This is a genomic window from Lysobacter sp. CC-YZS074 (assembly GCF_056739745.1).
Genome location: NZ_CP200301.1, coordinates 2,455,508 through 2,470,030, shown reverse-complemented (window position 1 = coordinate 2,470,030; position 14,523 = coordinate 2,455,508). Strand labels below are relative to the sequence as shown.

General features: G+C 71.8%; 12 protein-coding genes. 4 read left to right on the top strand and 8 right to left on the bottom strand.

Annotated features, from left to right (window positions below; genetic code table 11):
- Positions 1–7: 7 nt before the first annotated feature.
- The gene (gene purM, locus U8331_RS11140) at positions 8–1,075 is read right to left on the bottom strand and encodes a phosphoribosylformylglycinamidine cyclo-ligase (protein ID WP_481132963.1); all 1,068 of its coding nucleotides are present in this window, start codon (positions 1,073–1,075) and stop codon (positions 8–10) included.
- 235 nt (positions 1,076–1,310) lie between these two features.
- Between purM and U8331_RS11135 the strand changes: the two genes are divergently transcribed.
- The 3 genes from U8331_RS11135 to hda are packed head-to-tail and all read left to right on the top strand — an operon-like array spanning position 1,311 to position 4,266.
- Positions 1,311–2,378 carry a DUF2066 domain-containing protein gene (locus U8331_RS11135; protein ID WP_481131099.1) on the top strand — a complete coding sequence of 356 codons (1,068 nt, stop codon included), beginning with the start codon at positions 1,311–1,313 and terminating at the stop codon, positions 2,376–2,378.
- Positions 2,378–3,538: an AI-2E family transporter gene (locus U8331_RS11130; protein ID WP_481131098.1), complete on the top strand. Its 1,161-nt coding sequence runs from the start codon at positions 2,378–2,380 to the stop codon at positions 3,536–3,538. The genes U8331_RS11135 and U8331_RS11130 overlap by 1 nt, the downstream gene beginning before the upstream one ends.
- Before the next feature lie 41 nt (positions 3,539–3,579).
- Positions 3,580–4,266, top strand: a complete 687-nt coding sequence (hda, locus tag U8331_RS11125; RefSeq protein WP_481132962.1) for a DnaA regulatory inactivator Hda — start codon at positions 3,580–3,582, stop codon at positions 4,264–4,266.
- Between the two features lie 217 nt (positions 4,267–4,483).
- On the opposite strand, the gene murU is transcribed toward hda, so the two are convergent.
- The 4 genes from murU to cysG all read right to left on the bottom strand — a co-directional run bounded on the left by murU (position 4,484) and on the right by cysG (position 8,790).
- A complete protein-coding gene (murU, locus tag U8331_RS11120; protein ID WP_481131097.1) occupies positions 4,484–5,203 on the bottom strand; it encodes an N-acetylmuramate alpha-1-phosphate uridylyltransferase MurU in 720 nt (239 codons plus the stop codon).
- A 10-nt stretch (positions 5,204–5,213) separates the two neighbouring features.
- On the bottom strand, positions 5,214–6,236 hold the full coding sequence (locus tag U8331_RS11115) for an aminoglycoside phosphotransferase family protein (RefSeq protein WP_481131096.1): 1,023 nt from the start codon (positions 6,234–6,236) through the stop codon (positions 5,214–5,216).
- A 101-nt stretch (positions 6,237–6,337) separates the two neighbouring features.
- A complete protein-coding gene (gene cysK, locus U8331_RS11110; RefSeq protein WP_481131095.1) occupies positions 6,338–7,315 on the bottom strand; it encodes a cysteine synthase A in 978 nt (325 codons plus the stop codon).
- Positions 7,316–7,350: 35 nt separating this feature from the next.
- The gene (gene cysG / locus U8331_RS11105) at positions 7,351–8,790 is read right to left on the bottom strand and encodes a siroheme synthase CysG (RefSeq protein WP_481131094.1); all 1,440 of its coding nucleotides are present in this window, start codon (positions 8,788–8,790) and stop codon (positions 7,351–7,353) included.
- 250 nt (positions 8,791–9,040) lie between these two features.
- Here cysG and U8331_RS11100 point away from each other — a divergent pair, with 250 nt between their 5' ends.
- Positions 9,041–10,027, top strand: a complete 987-nt coding sequence (locus U8331_RS11100; protein WP_481131093.1) for a LysR family transcriptional regulator — start codon at positions 9,041–9,043, stop codon at positions 10,025–10,027.
- An 82-nt stretch (positions 10,028–10,109) separates the two neighbouring features.
- Here U8331_RS11100 and U8331_RS11095 read toward each other — a convergent pair whose 3' ends face one another.
- Genes U8331_RS11095 through U8331_RS11085 form a run of 3 tightly spaced genes read right to left on the bottom strand, consistent with a single transcriptional unit; the run spans position 10,110 to position 14,394 of the window.
- Positions 10,110–10,847: a phosphoadenylyl-sulfate reductase gene (locus tag U8331_RS11095; RefSeq protein ID WP_481131092.1), complete on the bottom strand. Its 738-nt coding sequence runs from the start codon at positions 10,845–10,847 to the stop codon at positions 10,110–10,112.
- A complete protein-coding gene (gene cysI, locus U8331_RS11090) occupies positions 10,844–12,556 on the bottom strand; it encodes an assimilatory sulfite reductase (NADPH) hemoprotein subunit (RefSeq protein WP_481131091.1) in 1,713 nt (570 codons plus the stop codon). The genes U8331_RS11095 and cysI overlap by 4 nt, the downstream gene beginning before the upstream one ends.
- Positions 12,556–14,394, bottom strand: a complete 1,839-nt coding sequence (locus U8331_RS11085; RefSeq protein WP_481131090.1) for an assimilatory sulfite reductase (NADPH) flavoprotein subunit — start codon at positions 14,392–14,394, stop codon at positions 12,556–12,558. The genes cysI and U8331_RS11085 overlap by 1 nt, the downstream gene beginning before the upstream one ends.
- Between the last annotated feature and the right edge of the window lie 129 nt (positions 14,395–14,523).

Below are 14,523 nucleotides of genomic sequence, written 5' to 3'. Positions count from 1 at the left end.
GGGGCGGTCAACCGATCCGCACGCGCTCGTCGCCGGCGTGGGCGACCACCTCACCGATGCGGCGGTGCGACAGCGCCAGGCGATCGAGTTCGGACTCGATCGCCGCAACGCTGGCTTGCGGCACCACCAGCACGAAGCCGATGCCGCAGTTGAACGTGCGCCACATCTCGGCGTCGGCGACCCCGCCCTCGCGCTGCAGCCAGTCGAACACCGGCGGCAGGACGATCGCCGAAGCCTCCACGCGGAGTCCAAGCCCGTCCGGGACGACCCGGATGATGTTCTCCGACAGGCCGCCGCCGGTGATGTGCGCCATCGCGTGGATCGCGTCGCCGTGCGCGCCGCGCAGCAGCTCCAGCACCGGCTTCACGTACAGCGCGGTCGGCGCCATCAGCGCATCGATCAGGCGGACGCCGCCGACCTCGGTGTCGGCGGGGCGGCCGGCGCGGTCGAAGATCCGCCGGATCAGCGAATAACCGTTGGAATGCGGACCCGACGAGGCGAGGCCGATCAACACGTCGCCCGCCTGCACCCGTGCGCCGTCACGCAGTTGCGCCTTCTCCACCGCGCCGACGGTGAAGCCGGCCAGGTCGTACTCGCCGGGGCCGTACATGTCCGGCATCTCGGCGGTCTCGCCGCCGATCAGCGCGCAACCGGCTTCCTCGCAGCCGCGCGCGATGCCGCCGACGACGGCCACCGTGGTGTCCAGCTCGAGCTTGCCGGTGGCGAAGTAATCCAGGAAGAACAGCGGCTCGGCGCCCTGCACCAGCACGTCGTTGACGCACATCGCCACCAGGTCGATGCCGATGGTGTCGTGGCGGTTCAGCTGCTGGGCGAGCTTGAGCTTGGTCCCGACGCCATCCGTGCCGGACACCAGCACCGGCTCGCGGTACTTGCCCGAGAGGTCGAACAGCGCGCCGAAGCCGCCCAGCCCGCCCATCACTTCGGGACGGAAGCTGCGCTTGACCAGCGGCTTGATCCGCTCGACCAGCTCGTTGCCCGCGTCGATGTCGACGCCGGCATCGCGATAGGTCAGGGGCGTGGGGCTGGACGGGGTCGAAGTCACGGCGGGCTCGATGGTGCGGGGAGGGCGCGATTCTAGCAGTGGCACCTTGGCGCGGGCCGCCGCCGGACCACCGACCGTGCAGGCCGCGAGCCTGCATCCGGCCTTCAATGGACGCGCCGACGCCCGTGCGGCACCATTTCGCCATTCCCCCAGTGGCAGGACAGCGATGGCGCACGCGAACGGTGTGGCACTCCACCCGGCAGGCGAACGGGCGACCGGAACGGCGGCAACCGCCGCGTGGCGCGCAGTGTCGAGGCGTTTGCCGTGGCTGCTCGCGGTCGCATTGTTGCTGGCGAGCTCCGTCGCCTCCGCCCAGCGCGTGGAGGGCGACCGCGCCGCGGCGCAGGGCGTCTATTCGGCCGAGGTGGAGGTCAACGGGCAGGGTGGGGGCGAGCGCGACGCGGCCTTCGCCCGGGCGCTGGCGCAGGTGCTGGGCAAGCTGTCCGGCGACCGCGGTGCCGCCTCCACGCCGGGGATCGGCCGCGAGCTGCGCCGTGCCGGTGAATACGTCGACAGCTACGACTACCGGCAGGACGAGGGCGTGTCCGCCAGCGGCGCACCGAGCTTCAAGACGACCCTCGTGGTCCGCTTCGACCGCGAGCAAGTCGACTCGCTGGTGGCCGCGCTGGGCCTGCCGGTCTGGCCGCAGCCGCGACCCAAACCGGTGCTGTGGCTGGCGATCGACGACGGCAGCGGCCCGCGCCTGGTCGGTCTGCCGAAAGCCGCGGCGGCGCGCTCCACGCTGAACCGCGCCGAGCAGCGCGGTTTCCGCCTCGGCCTGCCCAACGGCAGCGCTGCCGAGCAGGCGCTGGTCGGCGCGATCTGGCGCGGCGACGCGGCCGCGGTGGCCCGGGCGTCGCGGCGCTACAGCCCGCCGATGCAGCTGATCGGCAAACTGTACCGGCACGACGGCGGCTGGAAGGCGGACTGGACCTTCGTCGACGACGGCCAGGTGCTCTCGCGCTGGTCGGAGACCGGCGGCAATGCCCTGCAGGTGATGGCGACCGGTGCCGACGGCGCCGCCGACGCACTGATGAAGCGCTACGCGAAGGCGCCCGAGACCGGCCCGGCCGGCACCTACCGCGTCGCGTTCACCGGGCTGGACAGCGCCGACGACTACGTGCGCCTGTCCGGTTACCTGCAGGGCCTGGCGGTGGTGCGCGGCCTCACCCCGCTGCGGGCGACCGCGCAGGGGATCGAGTTCGACCTCGAACTGGTTTCCGGACTGTCCGGTTTCGGTCGCCTGGTCGACGGCGGCGACGTGCTCGTCGACGGCACCATTGAAGGGGGAGAGCCGGTTTACCGGTTGCGCTGATGGACCACACCGACCCGCTCCACGACATCGCCCGGTTCCTGCGGCGGTTGCAATGGGCCGCGCTCGCGTTGTTCGCGTGCTGGCTGTTGTGGCTGCTCGCACCGATCCTGACCCCGTTCGTGCTGGCCGCGATGCTCGGCTGGCTGGGCGACCCGCTGGTGGACCGGCTCGAACGCGCCGGGCGGCGCCGCAACGTCGCGGTCACCCTCGTGTTCACGGCGATGGCACTGGCGGTACTGCTCGGCCTGGTGCTGCTGGTGCCGACGATCGAAAGCCAGATCGCGACGCTGGTGGCGTCGCTGCCGAGCTATCGGCTGTGGTTCATCGACACCGCGCTGCCCTGGCTGGAGATGCGGACCGGGTTCGACATCACCAGCTGGCTCGACTTCAACTACCTGATCGAGCTGGTGCGCAGCAACTGGGAGCGCGCCGGCGGTTTCGCGACCACGCTGCTGGGCTACATGTCGCGCTCGGGCTTCGCGCTGCTGGCGTTCGTCGCCAACGTCGCGCTGCTGCCGGTGATCACGTTCTTCTTCCTGCGCGACTGGGACGTCATGGTGGCGCGGGTCGCCGCGCTGGTGCCGCGCGACCACATCGGCACGGTCAGCCGGCTGGCGCGCGAGTCGAGCGACGTACTCGGCGGCTTCCTGCGCGGCCAGTTCATGGTGATGCTGATCCTCGGGGTGATGTACGGCATCGGCCTGTGGGCGGTCGGCCTCGACCTGGGCATCCTGATCGGGGTGATCGCCGGCCTGCTGACCTTCGTTCCCTACGTCGGGCCGGCCAGCGGCATCATCCTGGGCTGCATCGCCGCGCTGGTGCAGTACGGCGACTGGCAGCACGTCGCCGGTGTGCTGGTGGTGTTCGGCCTGGGCCAGGTGATCGAGAGCTACTGGTTGACCCCCAAGCTGGTCGGCGACCGCATCGGGCTGCATCCGGTGGCGGTGATCTTCGCCGTGCTCGCGGGCGGGCAGCTGTTCGGCTTCCTCGGCATGTTGCTTGCGCTGCCGGTGGCCGCAGTGGCCAACGTGCTGCTGCGGTATGCGCAGGAGCGCTACACCCACAGCCGCCTGTATGCCGGCGAACACCCGGCGATCGTGGTCGGCGACGGCCCTTCCGCCGTCGCGCACGTGTACCCGCGGGAGCCGGAGGCCGAGTGAAACCGCCCAGTGCGGGTGGCGGGCCAGCGGCCCCGTCGCCGGTGCCGCAGTTGCCGCTCGCCCTGCGGTATCCGCCGGACCAGCGGCTGGACACTTTCATCGGCGCGCCGGACGGTGCCCTGGAGCAACTGGCGGCACTGGCCCGAGGTGACAGCGCGGACTGGCTGGTGATCGCCGGGCCCGCCGGCGCCGGCAAGACCCACCTGCTGCTGGGCGCGTGCGCCGCGGCCGATGCCGCCGGGCGCCGCGCGGCCTATCTGCCGCTCGCGGCCGCCGCCGGTCGACTGGCCGATGCACTGGACGCGCTGGAAGGCAACGACCTCGTGGCGCTGGACGGCCTGGAGGCGATCGCCGGGAACCGCGATGACGAGGTGGCCCTGTTCCACGCCCACAACCGCGCGCGTGCGGCCGGAGCCTGCCTCGTCTACGCCGCGCGCGCCCACCCGGATGCATTGGCGATCGGCCTGCCGGACCTGCGTTCGCGACTTTCGCAGTGCAGCCGCATCGCCCTGCAGCCCCTTGACGAGGGCGGGCGTCGCGAAGTGTTGCGCCAGCGTGCCCACCGGCGTGGCTGGGTGTTCGAGGACGCGGCGCTGGACTGGCTGCTCAGGCGCGTCGACCGCGACCTGGCGGGGCTGACGGCCCTGCTGGACCGTCTCGACCGCGCGTCGCTGGCGGCGCAGCGGCGGATCACCGTGCCGTTCCTGCGGCAGGTGCTGGGCGGGTGACCGGTCAAGCCCGGGGCGCGTGATGCGCCGAGAACATGTGTAGGAGCGGCTTCAGCCGCGATCGGATGCACGGGCTTGCAACCGGTCCACGATCGCGGCTGAAGCCGCTCCTACAGAAGCCCGGATATTCCGGGTTTCCGATGCTGGAATGAGCGGAAAAGCCGTGCGCGAACCGTAGAGCCTGCGAGGCGTCGACTGGGCGCGATTGTCGTCGCGCCTACAGGACTTCGGGGCCGTCGCGCAGCGATCGGTCCAGTTCGGCCAGGCGCTGCGGGGTGCCGACATCGGTCCAGCGGCCGCGGTGCTGCTCGCCGGTGACCCGCTCGCGCTCCATCGCCGCGCGCAGCAGCGGTGCGAGCTTGAAGCGCGGCGGGTTCCGTTCGGCGCCTTCGGTCGTGCCGATCACGTCGCGCCAGTCATCGAACAGCGACGCCCGGTAGACCCCGATGCCGGAGAACGTGAGCCGGGCGGCGCCGCTCCAGGCCAGCCGCGCGTCGGCGCCGAGGGCGAAGTCGCCTTCCGGGTGGTGCGCCGGGTTGTCGACCAGCACCAGGTGCGCGTCGCCGGCGGGTTGGGTCGGCAGGCGGGCGTAGTCGACGTCGCTCCAGATATCACCATTGACCGCGATGAACGCGGCGTCCCGGCCGAGCAGGTCGAGCGCGTGCCACATGCCGCCGCCGGTCTCGAGCGGGTCCGGGCCCTCGTAGGAATACCGGATGTCCAGACCCCAGCGGGCGCCGTCGCCGAGTGCCTGCGGGAACTGGTCGGCGAGCCAGCTGGTGTTGATCACGACTTCGCGCACGCCGCACGCGCCGAGCTTTTCGAGATGCCAGGCAATCAGCGATCGACCGCCGGCCTTGAGCAGCGGCTTGGGCGTGCGCTCGGTCAGCGGCCGCATGCGCTCGCCCAGGCCGGCGGCGAGGATCAGTGCCTTCATTGCCGTGCCCTCATCGGCTGGCGGTGAGGGCCGGCCGCACGTACCGGTCGATGATCGCCACCAGCGGTGCGAACTCGGGATACCGCGGCAGCACTTCGTCGAGGTAGCCGAAAAAGCGCGGCACGTCGGCCAGGTATTTGGACTTGCCGTCGCGGTGGTGCAGGCGCGCGAAGATGCCGATGACCTTGAGGTGGCGCTGCACGCCGATCAGGTCGGCGTCGCGCCGGAAGCGCGCCAGCGGCGGCACCGGCAGGCCGACGGCACTGGCGCGGGCGTGGTACTGGGCCAGCCAGTCGCCGACCCGCGCCTCGGGCCAGCTCAGGAAGGCATCCTTGAACAGGCTCAGCGCGTCGTAGGCGATCGGCCCGCGGACCGCGTCCTGGAAGTCGAGGACGGCCGGTCCATCGCCGGCCGGCATCAGGTTGCGCGGCATGAAGTCGCGATGCACCAGCACCTGTGGCTGCGCGAGCGCGGCGTCGATCAGCAGGCGGTAGGCGGCGTCGAGCTGTTCCAGTTCGCCGCAATCCGGGGCGACGCCCAGGTGCCGGCCCAGGTACCACTCGTCGAACAGGCGCAGTTCGCGCGCGAGCAGGGCTTCGTCGTAGGCGGGCAGGTCGGGCGGGCACGCGATCGCCTGCAGCTTCAGCAACTGCTCGATCGCGGCGTCGAACAGCCCGTCGGCGTTCTCGGCGTGGATCACGTGCAGGTAGGTGTCGGCGCCGAGGTCCTCCAGCAGCAGGAAGCCGGCATCGACATCGCGGGCGAGCACCCGCGGCACTCTCACCCCGCCGCTATCGAGCAGTTCGCGCATGCGCAGCCAAGGCCGCACGTCCTCCTTGTCGGGCGGCGAGTCCATCACGATCACGCTCGACGCATCCCCGCCCGCGTGGGCGGTGGCGGCACGCCAGTAGCTGCGGAAGCCGGCGTCGGTCGAGGCGCGGGCGAGCTCGAGGTGGGCGTCGCCGATGGCGGCGCGCGCCCAGGCCAGGCGCGCGGCGGCGCGGTCGGGGCAGTCAGCGGCAGGCAGGGTCATGCAGGCTCCGGGCGGCGTCGGCCGCAGGTGCACAGGGTACTGACCCGCCGCGCGCCGCGAAACGCCGGCCGCACGTTATGTCGCGCCGCCGGCGGCGGTGTTCAGGCGGCGACCGCTTCGCGCTCCAGTTCCGCCAGCCACTCGTCGTCCGAACCCTCGGCAACACCTTCGAACAGGAACGTCGACAGGTAGCGCTCGCCGGTGTCCGGCAGCATCGCCAGCAGGGTGCTGCCGGCCGGTGCCTGCCGGGCGACCTGCAACGCGGCGGCGACGGTGGCTCCGGCCGAGAGGCCGACGAACAGGCCTTCGCGCGTCGCCAGCAGGCGTGCGGTGTCGCGGGCGACCACGTCGTCGATCGCCAGCACCTCGTCGGCCACCGAACGGTCGAGTACCGACGGCACGAAGTCCGGTGTCCAGCCCTGGATCCTGTGGGGCTGCCACGGATGGCCGGCCAGTATCGCCGCGGCGGCGGGTTCGGCGGCCGCGATGCGCAGGTCGGGCCGTGCCGACTTGAGCACCTGGCCGGTGCCGGTGAGCGTGCCGCCCGTTCCCCAGCCACTGACGAACCAGTCGAGACGCCGTCCGGCGAAGTCGCGCAGGATCTCCGGCGCGGTGGTCTGGCGGTGCCAGGCGGGGTTGGCCGGATTGTCGAACTGGCGCGCGAGGAACCAGCCGTGCCGTTCGGCCAGTTCCGCCGCCTTGCGCACCATGCCGGTGCCGCGCTCGGCCGCGGCGGTCAGGATCACCTTCGCACCGTACGCGCGCATGAGTTTGCGGCGCTCGACCGAGAACGTCTCGGTCATCACCGCCACGAACGGATAGCCGCGCGCCGCGCAGACCATCGCCAGCGCGACCCCGGTGTTGCCCGAGGTCGCCTCCACCACGGTCTGCCCAGGCTTGAGCGCGCCGCTGCGCTCGGCGTCGAGGATGATCGCCAGCGCCAGGCGGTCCTTCACCGAGCCGCCGGGATTGAACGATTCCACCTTGGCGTAGAGCGACACGTGGTCGGGCGCGATGCGGTTGAGGCGGACGATCGGGGTGGAGCCGATGGTGTCGAGGATGCTGTCGTGCAGGGGCATGGAGGGGTCCTTTTTCGAATGGCGTGGAATGCGGGTCAGGCGGCGTGCGGCAGGGCTTCGGGTCGACAGCCGCCGAGTGGCGGGTCACCGAACCAGTGCAGCTCGTCGGCCAGTGCCGCGACTTCACCGACCACCAGCAGCGCCGGCGACGCGACGCCGTGGACGCGGGCACGCTCCGCCAGTTCAACCAGCCGGCCGGTGACCACGCGCTGGCCGGCACGCGAGCCGTTCTCGACCAGCGCGAACGGCGTGGCCGGGTCGCGGCCGTGGGTGATCAGGCGCTCGCCGAAGCGCTCCAGCGCGCCAACGCCCATGTAGACCGCGAGCGTCTGCGACCCGGCGGCGAGCGAAGCCCAGTCGAGGTCGTCGGCCGAGTCCCTGCAATGGGCGGTGAGCAGTCGCACCGATTGCGCGTGGTCGCGATGGGTCAGCGGAATGCCGGCGTACGCGCCGCAGGCGAGGGCGGCGGTGATGCCGGGCACCACTTCGTAGTCGATGCCCCGGGCGCGCAGCACCTGCAGCTCCTCGCCGCCGCGGCCGAACACGAACGGGTCGCCGCCTTTCAGGCGCACCACGCGCTTGCCGGCGCGGGCGTGTTCGACCATCAACGCGTGGATCCGCGCCTGCGTGGTGTGGTGGTGGCCGGCCTGTTTGCCGACTTCGATGCGCTCGGCGTCGCGCCGGGCGAGGTCGAGTACCTCGGGGCTGACCAGGCGGTCGTGCAGGATCACGTCGGCCTCGTTGAGCAGGCGCAGGCCGCGCAGGGTCAGCAGGCCGGGGTCACCGGGGCCGGCGCCGACCAGCGCGACCGAGCCGGTCGACCGCGTGGGGGCATCGGCCAGCACCTGCTCGAACATGCGCTCGGCCGCGTCGCGGGCGCCGCGCCGCAGCAGCGCCGGCAACGCGCCGTCGAGCAGGCGATCGAAAAATCGCCGCCGCGCGCAGGTGTCCGTCAGGCGCGCGCGGATGCGGCCGCGCTGCCGGGTCAGCAGCTCGGCGAGCGCGCCCAGCGACTCGTCGAGATGGGTTTCCAACCGCTCCCGCATCGCCCGGGCCAGCATCGGTGCACCGCCGCCGCTGGAGATCGCCACCTGCAGCGGTCCGCGCCGGATACGCGAAGGCACGTGGAAGGTCGACAAGGCCGCGTCGTCGACCACGTTGACCCAGACCCGGTGCGCCACGGCGGCCGCGGCCACCGCGCGGTTGGTCCATTCCTCGTCGGTTGCAGCCACCACCAGCCAGGCACCGTCGAGCCAATCGGGCTGGAACGACCCGTCGATGTGGACGATGCGGTCCTGTCGGGCCCAGTCGGCCAGGGCGGGCTCGAGCGCAGGCGCGCCGACCGTGACACGGGCTCCGGCGTCCAGCAGCGCGGCCGCCTTGCGTCGCGCAACGGTCCCGCCGCCGACCACCAGCACCGGGCGGTCGCGCAGATCGGCGAACACGGGAAACAGCGAAGGCGCGGAGGAGGGCATGGCAGGGGAACGCGGCAGGGGTGTTGCGACGCTAGCCAGATCGCCCCATCCAATGAAATGACCGCCCTCTCTGCCCTTATGCCGCCAGGGCATAAGCCAAGCGCCAACGGGGACGCGGGATCATGTATAAATCGCTGCATCGCAATGAAGAGATGGACAGCATGAAACTGTTTACCCGGATGAGCACCTGCCGTGGCCCGGCGTTCCCGCGTCCCCGTCTCCGCCCGCCCGCATCCGGACCCCTGCGAACATGACCCTGACCCAGCTGCGCTACCTCGTCGCGATTGCCGATTCCGGCCTCAACATCACCCTGGCGGCCGAACGCGTGCACGCCACCCAGCCCGGCCTGTCCAAACAGCTCAAGCAACTGGAGGAGGAGCTCGGCTTCCAGCTGTTCCGGCGCAAGGGGCGCAGCCTCGATGCGGTCACCGAAGCGGGCGAGCGCGTGCTGACCCATGCCCGGCTGATCCTGGAGCAGGCCGGCAATATCCGCAGCCTGGCGGCCAACCAGCGCGGCGAGGATGCCGGCGAACTCGTCCTCACCACCACCCACACCCAGGCGCGGTTCGTGCTGCCGGCGGCGATCGCGCGGGTCAAGCACGCGTTCCCGCGGGTCAGCGTCCACCTGCAGGCCGCCGCCGACGGCGAGGTGCTCGGCCAGCTGGCGCGCGGCCAAGCCGATTTGGCGGTGATCAGCACCGCCGGGAGCGTGCCCGATGGAGGACTGGCCGTGCCGCTGTTCCGCTGGCGGCGCGTGGTGCTGGTGCCGCGCGAGCATCCGCTGGCGGCCCTGCAGCGCACGCCCACCCTGGCGGAGCTGGGGCGTTCGCCGCTGGTCAGCTACGAATCGTCCAACCGCGCGGATTCGTCACTGCGTCGCGCGTTCGCCGATGCCGGTGTGGAGCCGCAGGTGGCGATGACCGCCCGCGACGCCGACCTGATCAAGACCTACGTCCGCGCCGGCCTCGGCGTGGGCGTGCTTGCCGAAATGGCGCTGACCGGCGCCGCCGACGACGACCTGCGCGCGCTGCCGGCGCCGCCAAGCCTGCCCGAATGCGTGACGTGGGCGGTGATTCCGCGCGCGCGGGTGTTGCGCGAATACGCGCTGGACCTGGTCAACGCGCTCGCCCCGCAGATCGACCGCCGCGACCTGCGGCGGGTGGTGGAGGGGAACCAGGAGCCCGACTGGCCGGTGGCGCCGAGCTGGGTGGAGCTGGGGCAGGCGATTACGAGTTGAGGCGCGTGGTCGCGTCGTGCACCCGGCCGTCAGCAATGAAGGCGCGTCGGCTGGATTTCCCGGTCGCGATGCGCACGACCGGTTACGCGGCCTGCTCCCCGTCGCTGCCGAAATGCAGCCCGCATTCCCGCGTCAGTCCGAAGAAGCGGGTGTCTTCCTCGTGCATTCCGGGCGCCAGCCGGCGGGTGGAGTGCACGTCGCCGATCGAGACGTAGCCCTGGTGCCACAGCGGGTGGTACGGCAGGTCGTGGCGTTGCAGGTAGCGCCAGACGTCGCGGTCGCTCCAGTCGGCCAACGGGTGCAGTTTCCAGCGGCCGTCGCGGCGTTCGAGCAGGTCGATCGCCGCACGGGTGCGCGACTGGCTGCGGCGCAGTCCGGCGATCCAGGTGCCGGCGTTGAGCTCGGCCAGGGCGCGCTGCATCGGCTCGACCTTGTGCACCTGGTTGTAGCGGTGGATGGCGTCGACCCCGGCCGCCTGCAGCCCGGCGACCTCGGTCGCGCTCCACGCCCGTGCCGGGTCGGGACGGTAGACCCGCAGGTCGAGTGCGAGTCGGGCGCGCAGCTCGTCGATGAACCGGTAGGTCTCCGGGAACAGATAGCCGGTGTCGACCACGACCACCGGCGTGCCTGGCGCCTGCCGGCTGACCATGTGCAGCGACACCGCGGCCTGTGCGCCGAAGCTGGACGACAGCACGTGGGCACCGGCGGTGTTCTCCAGCGACCAGGCGACGCGCTGCTCGGCGGTGCGGCCGGCGAGCCAGTGGTTGATCTCGTGCAGCGCACGTGCCGAACCGCCGGCGAGGCCGGTGGCGACGCTCATGCCTCCTCCTCGGCGGCCAGCCGGAGCGGGATCCGACGCGGCGCCGCGACGACTCCCGCGCGCACGAGGAAGTCGCCGAAGCCTTCGCCGCTACCGCGCTCGGCGGCATAGCGCGCCAGCAGCGGGTCGAGTGCGGCGAGGATGTCGGCCTCGGTGATGTTTTCGCGGTACAGGGTGTTGAGCCGTTGGCCGCGGTGGTCGGCGCCGAGCATCAGGTTGTAACGGCCAGGCGCCTTGCCGACGAGCGCGATCTCGCCGAGATACGGCCGCGAGCAGCCGTTCGGGCAGCCGCTGATGCGCAGGTGGATCGGCGCGTCGAGCAATCCATGGCCGGACAGCAGCGCTTCGATGCGGTCGAGCAGGACGGGCAGGTAGCGCTCGGCCTCGGCCATGGCCAGGCCGCAGGTCGGCAGGGCGACGCAGGCGAGTGCATTGCGGCGCAGCGGGCTGGCGTGGCGGTGGCCGTCCAGCCCGAACCGGGCGAGCAGGTCCTCGATGGGGCCGCGCAGGTTGCGTGGCACGCCGGCGACCACCAGGTTCTGGTTCGGCGTCATCCGGAACTCGACGCCGTCGGCCTGCATCAGCAATGTCGCCAGTTCACGCAGGCCGCTCTGGTGAAGGGCGGCGTCTTCGTCCTCGATGCGCCCGGCGGGAATCCGCAGCGTCAGGTGCGCGCGGCCGTCCCCGCCGTCGACCCAGCCGAAGCGGTCGCCGTTGTGGATGAATTCGAACGGCCGCGCCGGCGCCAGCCCGAAGCCGGCGCGGCGCTCGACTTCGGCGACGAACCAGTCCAGCCCGCGGTCGTCGATGGTGTACTTCAGCCGCGCGTGCTTGCGGAGCAGGCGGTCGCCGTGGTCGCGCTGGGTGCCGATCACCGCCTCGGCCAACGCGGTGACCTGCCCAGGGGTGACGAAGCCGATCACGTCGCCCAGGCGCGGGTAGGTGGCCGGGTCGCCGTGGCTGGCGCCCATGCCGCCGCCGGCGCTGACGTTGTAGCCGGCCAGTTCGCCGGCCTCGTCGAGGATCGCGACAAGGCCGAGGTCGTTGGCGAACACGTCCACGTCGTTGTACGGCGGGATGGCGAAGCCAATCTTGAATTTGCGCGGCATGTAGGCCTCGCCATAGACCGGCTCCTCCACCGCAGGGGTGCCGGCGACCTGCGCCTCGTCGAGCCAGATTTCGTAATAGGCACGGGTGCGTGGCAGCAGGTGTTCCGACAGCGCCGCCGCCTGCGCGAAGACCCGCGCGTGGGCGTGCGACTGCTGCGGATTGGCCGCCACCATGACGTTGCGGTTGACGTCGCCGCAGGCGGCGATCGTGTCGATGACCGCGGCGTTGATCGCCTGCATCGTCGCCTTCAGTTCGTGCTTGACCACGCCGTGGAACTGGATCGTCTGCCGCGTGGTGATGCGCAGCCCGCGTTCGGCGTAGCGCGTGGCGATCGCGTCCAGTTGCAACCACTGCGATGGCGTGACCATGCCGCCGGGCGTGCGGATGCGGATCATGAAGGCGTGGGCGGGTTCGAGCCTGGCCAGCCGGCGTGCCTCGCGCAGGTCGCGGTCGTCCTGCTGGTAGCTGCCGTGGAACTTGACCAGCCGTTCGTCGGCCTCGCGCAGGCCGCCGGTGTGATGGTCGGCGAGCGATTCGACCAGGGTGCCGCGCAGTCCGCTGCTGGCGCGCTTGATGTCTTCGACGGAGTGGCTGCTCATCAGTAGACGTCCCGGGCGTAGCGGCCCTGTTGCTGCAAGGTGTGAAGGTGCGCCTCGGCGTCCTCGCGCGACACCGCGCCGTGGGTGGCGATGACTTCGACGAGGGCGGCGTGCACGTCCCTCGCCATGCGGCTGGCGTCGCCGCAGACATACAGGTGGGCGCCGCCGTCGAGCCAGGCGTAGAGCTCGCGGCCGTGTTCGAGCAGGCGGTGCTGCACGTAGACCTTTTCGGCCTGGTCGCGTGAGAAGGCGAGGTCGAGCCGGTGCAGCCGCCCGTCGCGAAGCGCCTGCTGCCATTCGGTCTGGTAGAGGAAATCGGTGCGCAGGTGAGGGTTGCCGAACAGCAGCCAGTCGCGCCCGCTCGCGCCCACCGCCGCGCGTTCCTGCACGAAGCCGCGGAACGGCGCGACGCCGGTGCCGGGGCCGATCATGACGACGTCGCGGGAGGCGTCGGCGGGCAGCCGGAAGCGTTCGTTGTGTTCGATGAACACCGGCACGGTGTCGTCGGAGTCGCTGCCGGCCAGCAGGTGCGAGGCGGCGCCCCAGCGGATGTCCCCGTCGCGCGCGTACTGCACATGGGCGACCGTGAGGTGGGCCTCGTCGCCAACGTGTTTGCGGCTGGACGCGATCGAGTACAGCCGCGGCGCGAGCGGGCGCAAGGCCGCCACCAGCGCCTCGGCATCCCACTGCGCGGGGTGCATGCGCAGCAGGTCGACCAGCTGGTCGCGGTCGAGCAGGGCGGTGATCGCCGCGGCGTCTCCGCCCGACAGCAGGGCGCCGAGCCGCTCGTCCCGCGCGCGTTCCGCATGGCGGGCGAGGAAGGGCCGGGTGAGCCGGGTCAGTTCGCGCTTTTCCGCCAGCCACTGGCGCAGCGGCCGCTCCTCGCCGGCGTGGGCCACCGGCGTATCCGCCTCCAGACCGAGCGTGGCCAGCACCGCATCGACCAGCGCCGGCGGATTGCGTGGCCACACACCCAATGCGTCGCCGGGTTCGTAGGGCAGGTTCGCGCCGTCCAGCGACAGTTCGATGTGGCGTATGTCGCGGTCGCTGCGGTGGCGGCGTCCGCCGCTCGCGGTCAGCGGCTGGTTGGCCAGCAACGCGGCCGCGAACGGGCGGTCGCGATCGAACGTCGCTGCCGCCGGCCGCAACGGGGTCACCGTGGCCCCGCTCGGGCGCGTCGACGGCGTGTCGGCGGCGGTTTCCCTGGCCGTCCGCACCGCGCGTTCGAGCCACGGGTTCGCCACGCTGTCGATGTCGAGGTCGGCCTCGCCGACGGGAAACAGACGGCTGCCGCCGAGTTCGGCCAGGCGCGCGTCGAGCTGGCGGCCGATCGCGCAGAACTGCGGGTAACTCGAGTCGCCCAGTGCAAGCACGCCGAACTGCAACTGCGGCAGTGCCGGCGCGCGCCGGCCGGCAATGAATTCGACCAGTCCGCGCGCGTCATCGGGCGGCTCGCCGTCGCCCTGGGTGCTGATCACCAGGTAGAGGCGGCGCTCGTCCTTCAGCTCGCGGGTGGGGTAGCGGTCCGCCCGCAGCAGGCGGACCGGCACGGCGCCGGCTTCCAGCTCCCGGGCCAGCTTCTCGGCGAGGCGCCTGGCGTTGCCGGTCTGGCTGCCATAGACCACCGTCAGCGGCCGGGTGGCGTTCGTCGGTGTGACATCCACCGTCGACGCGACCGGCGCCGCGCGGCCGCGCGCCAGCCCCGCGGCGTAGCCGGACAGCCACCACAGGCCAGTGGCGTCCAGTTCGCCGGTAAGCCGATCCAGCGACTGGGCCTGGTCCGGCGACAGGAGGTGCGGCGGAATCGTCGCGGGGGTGGCCGTGGCAGGCGCGGACATCGGCAAGCTCGCAGGAAGGCAATGCCGCCAGCCTAGGAACCGCCGCGCCACGGCGGAAAGGAGCACGGGTTATACGGTCATGCCGTTACCGCTTCGGCCACGCACAAAAAAACACCCCGGCGAACCGGG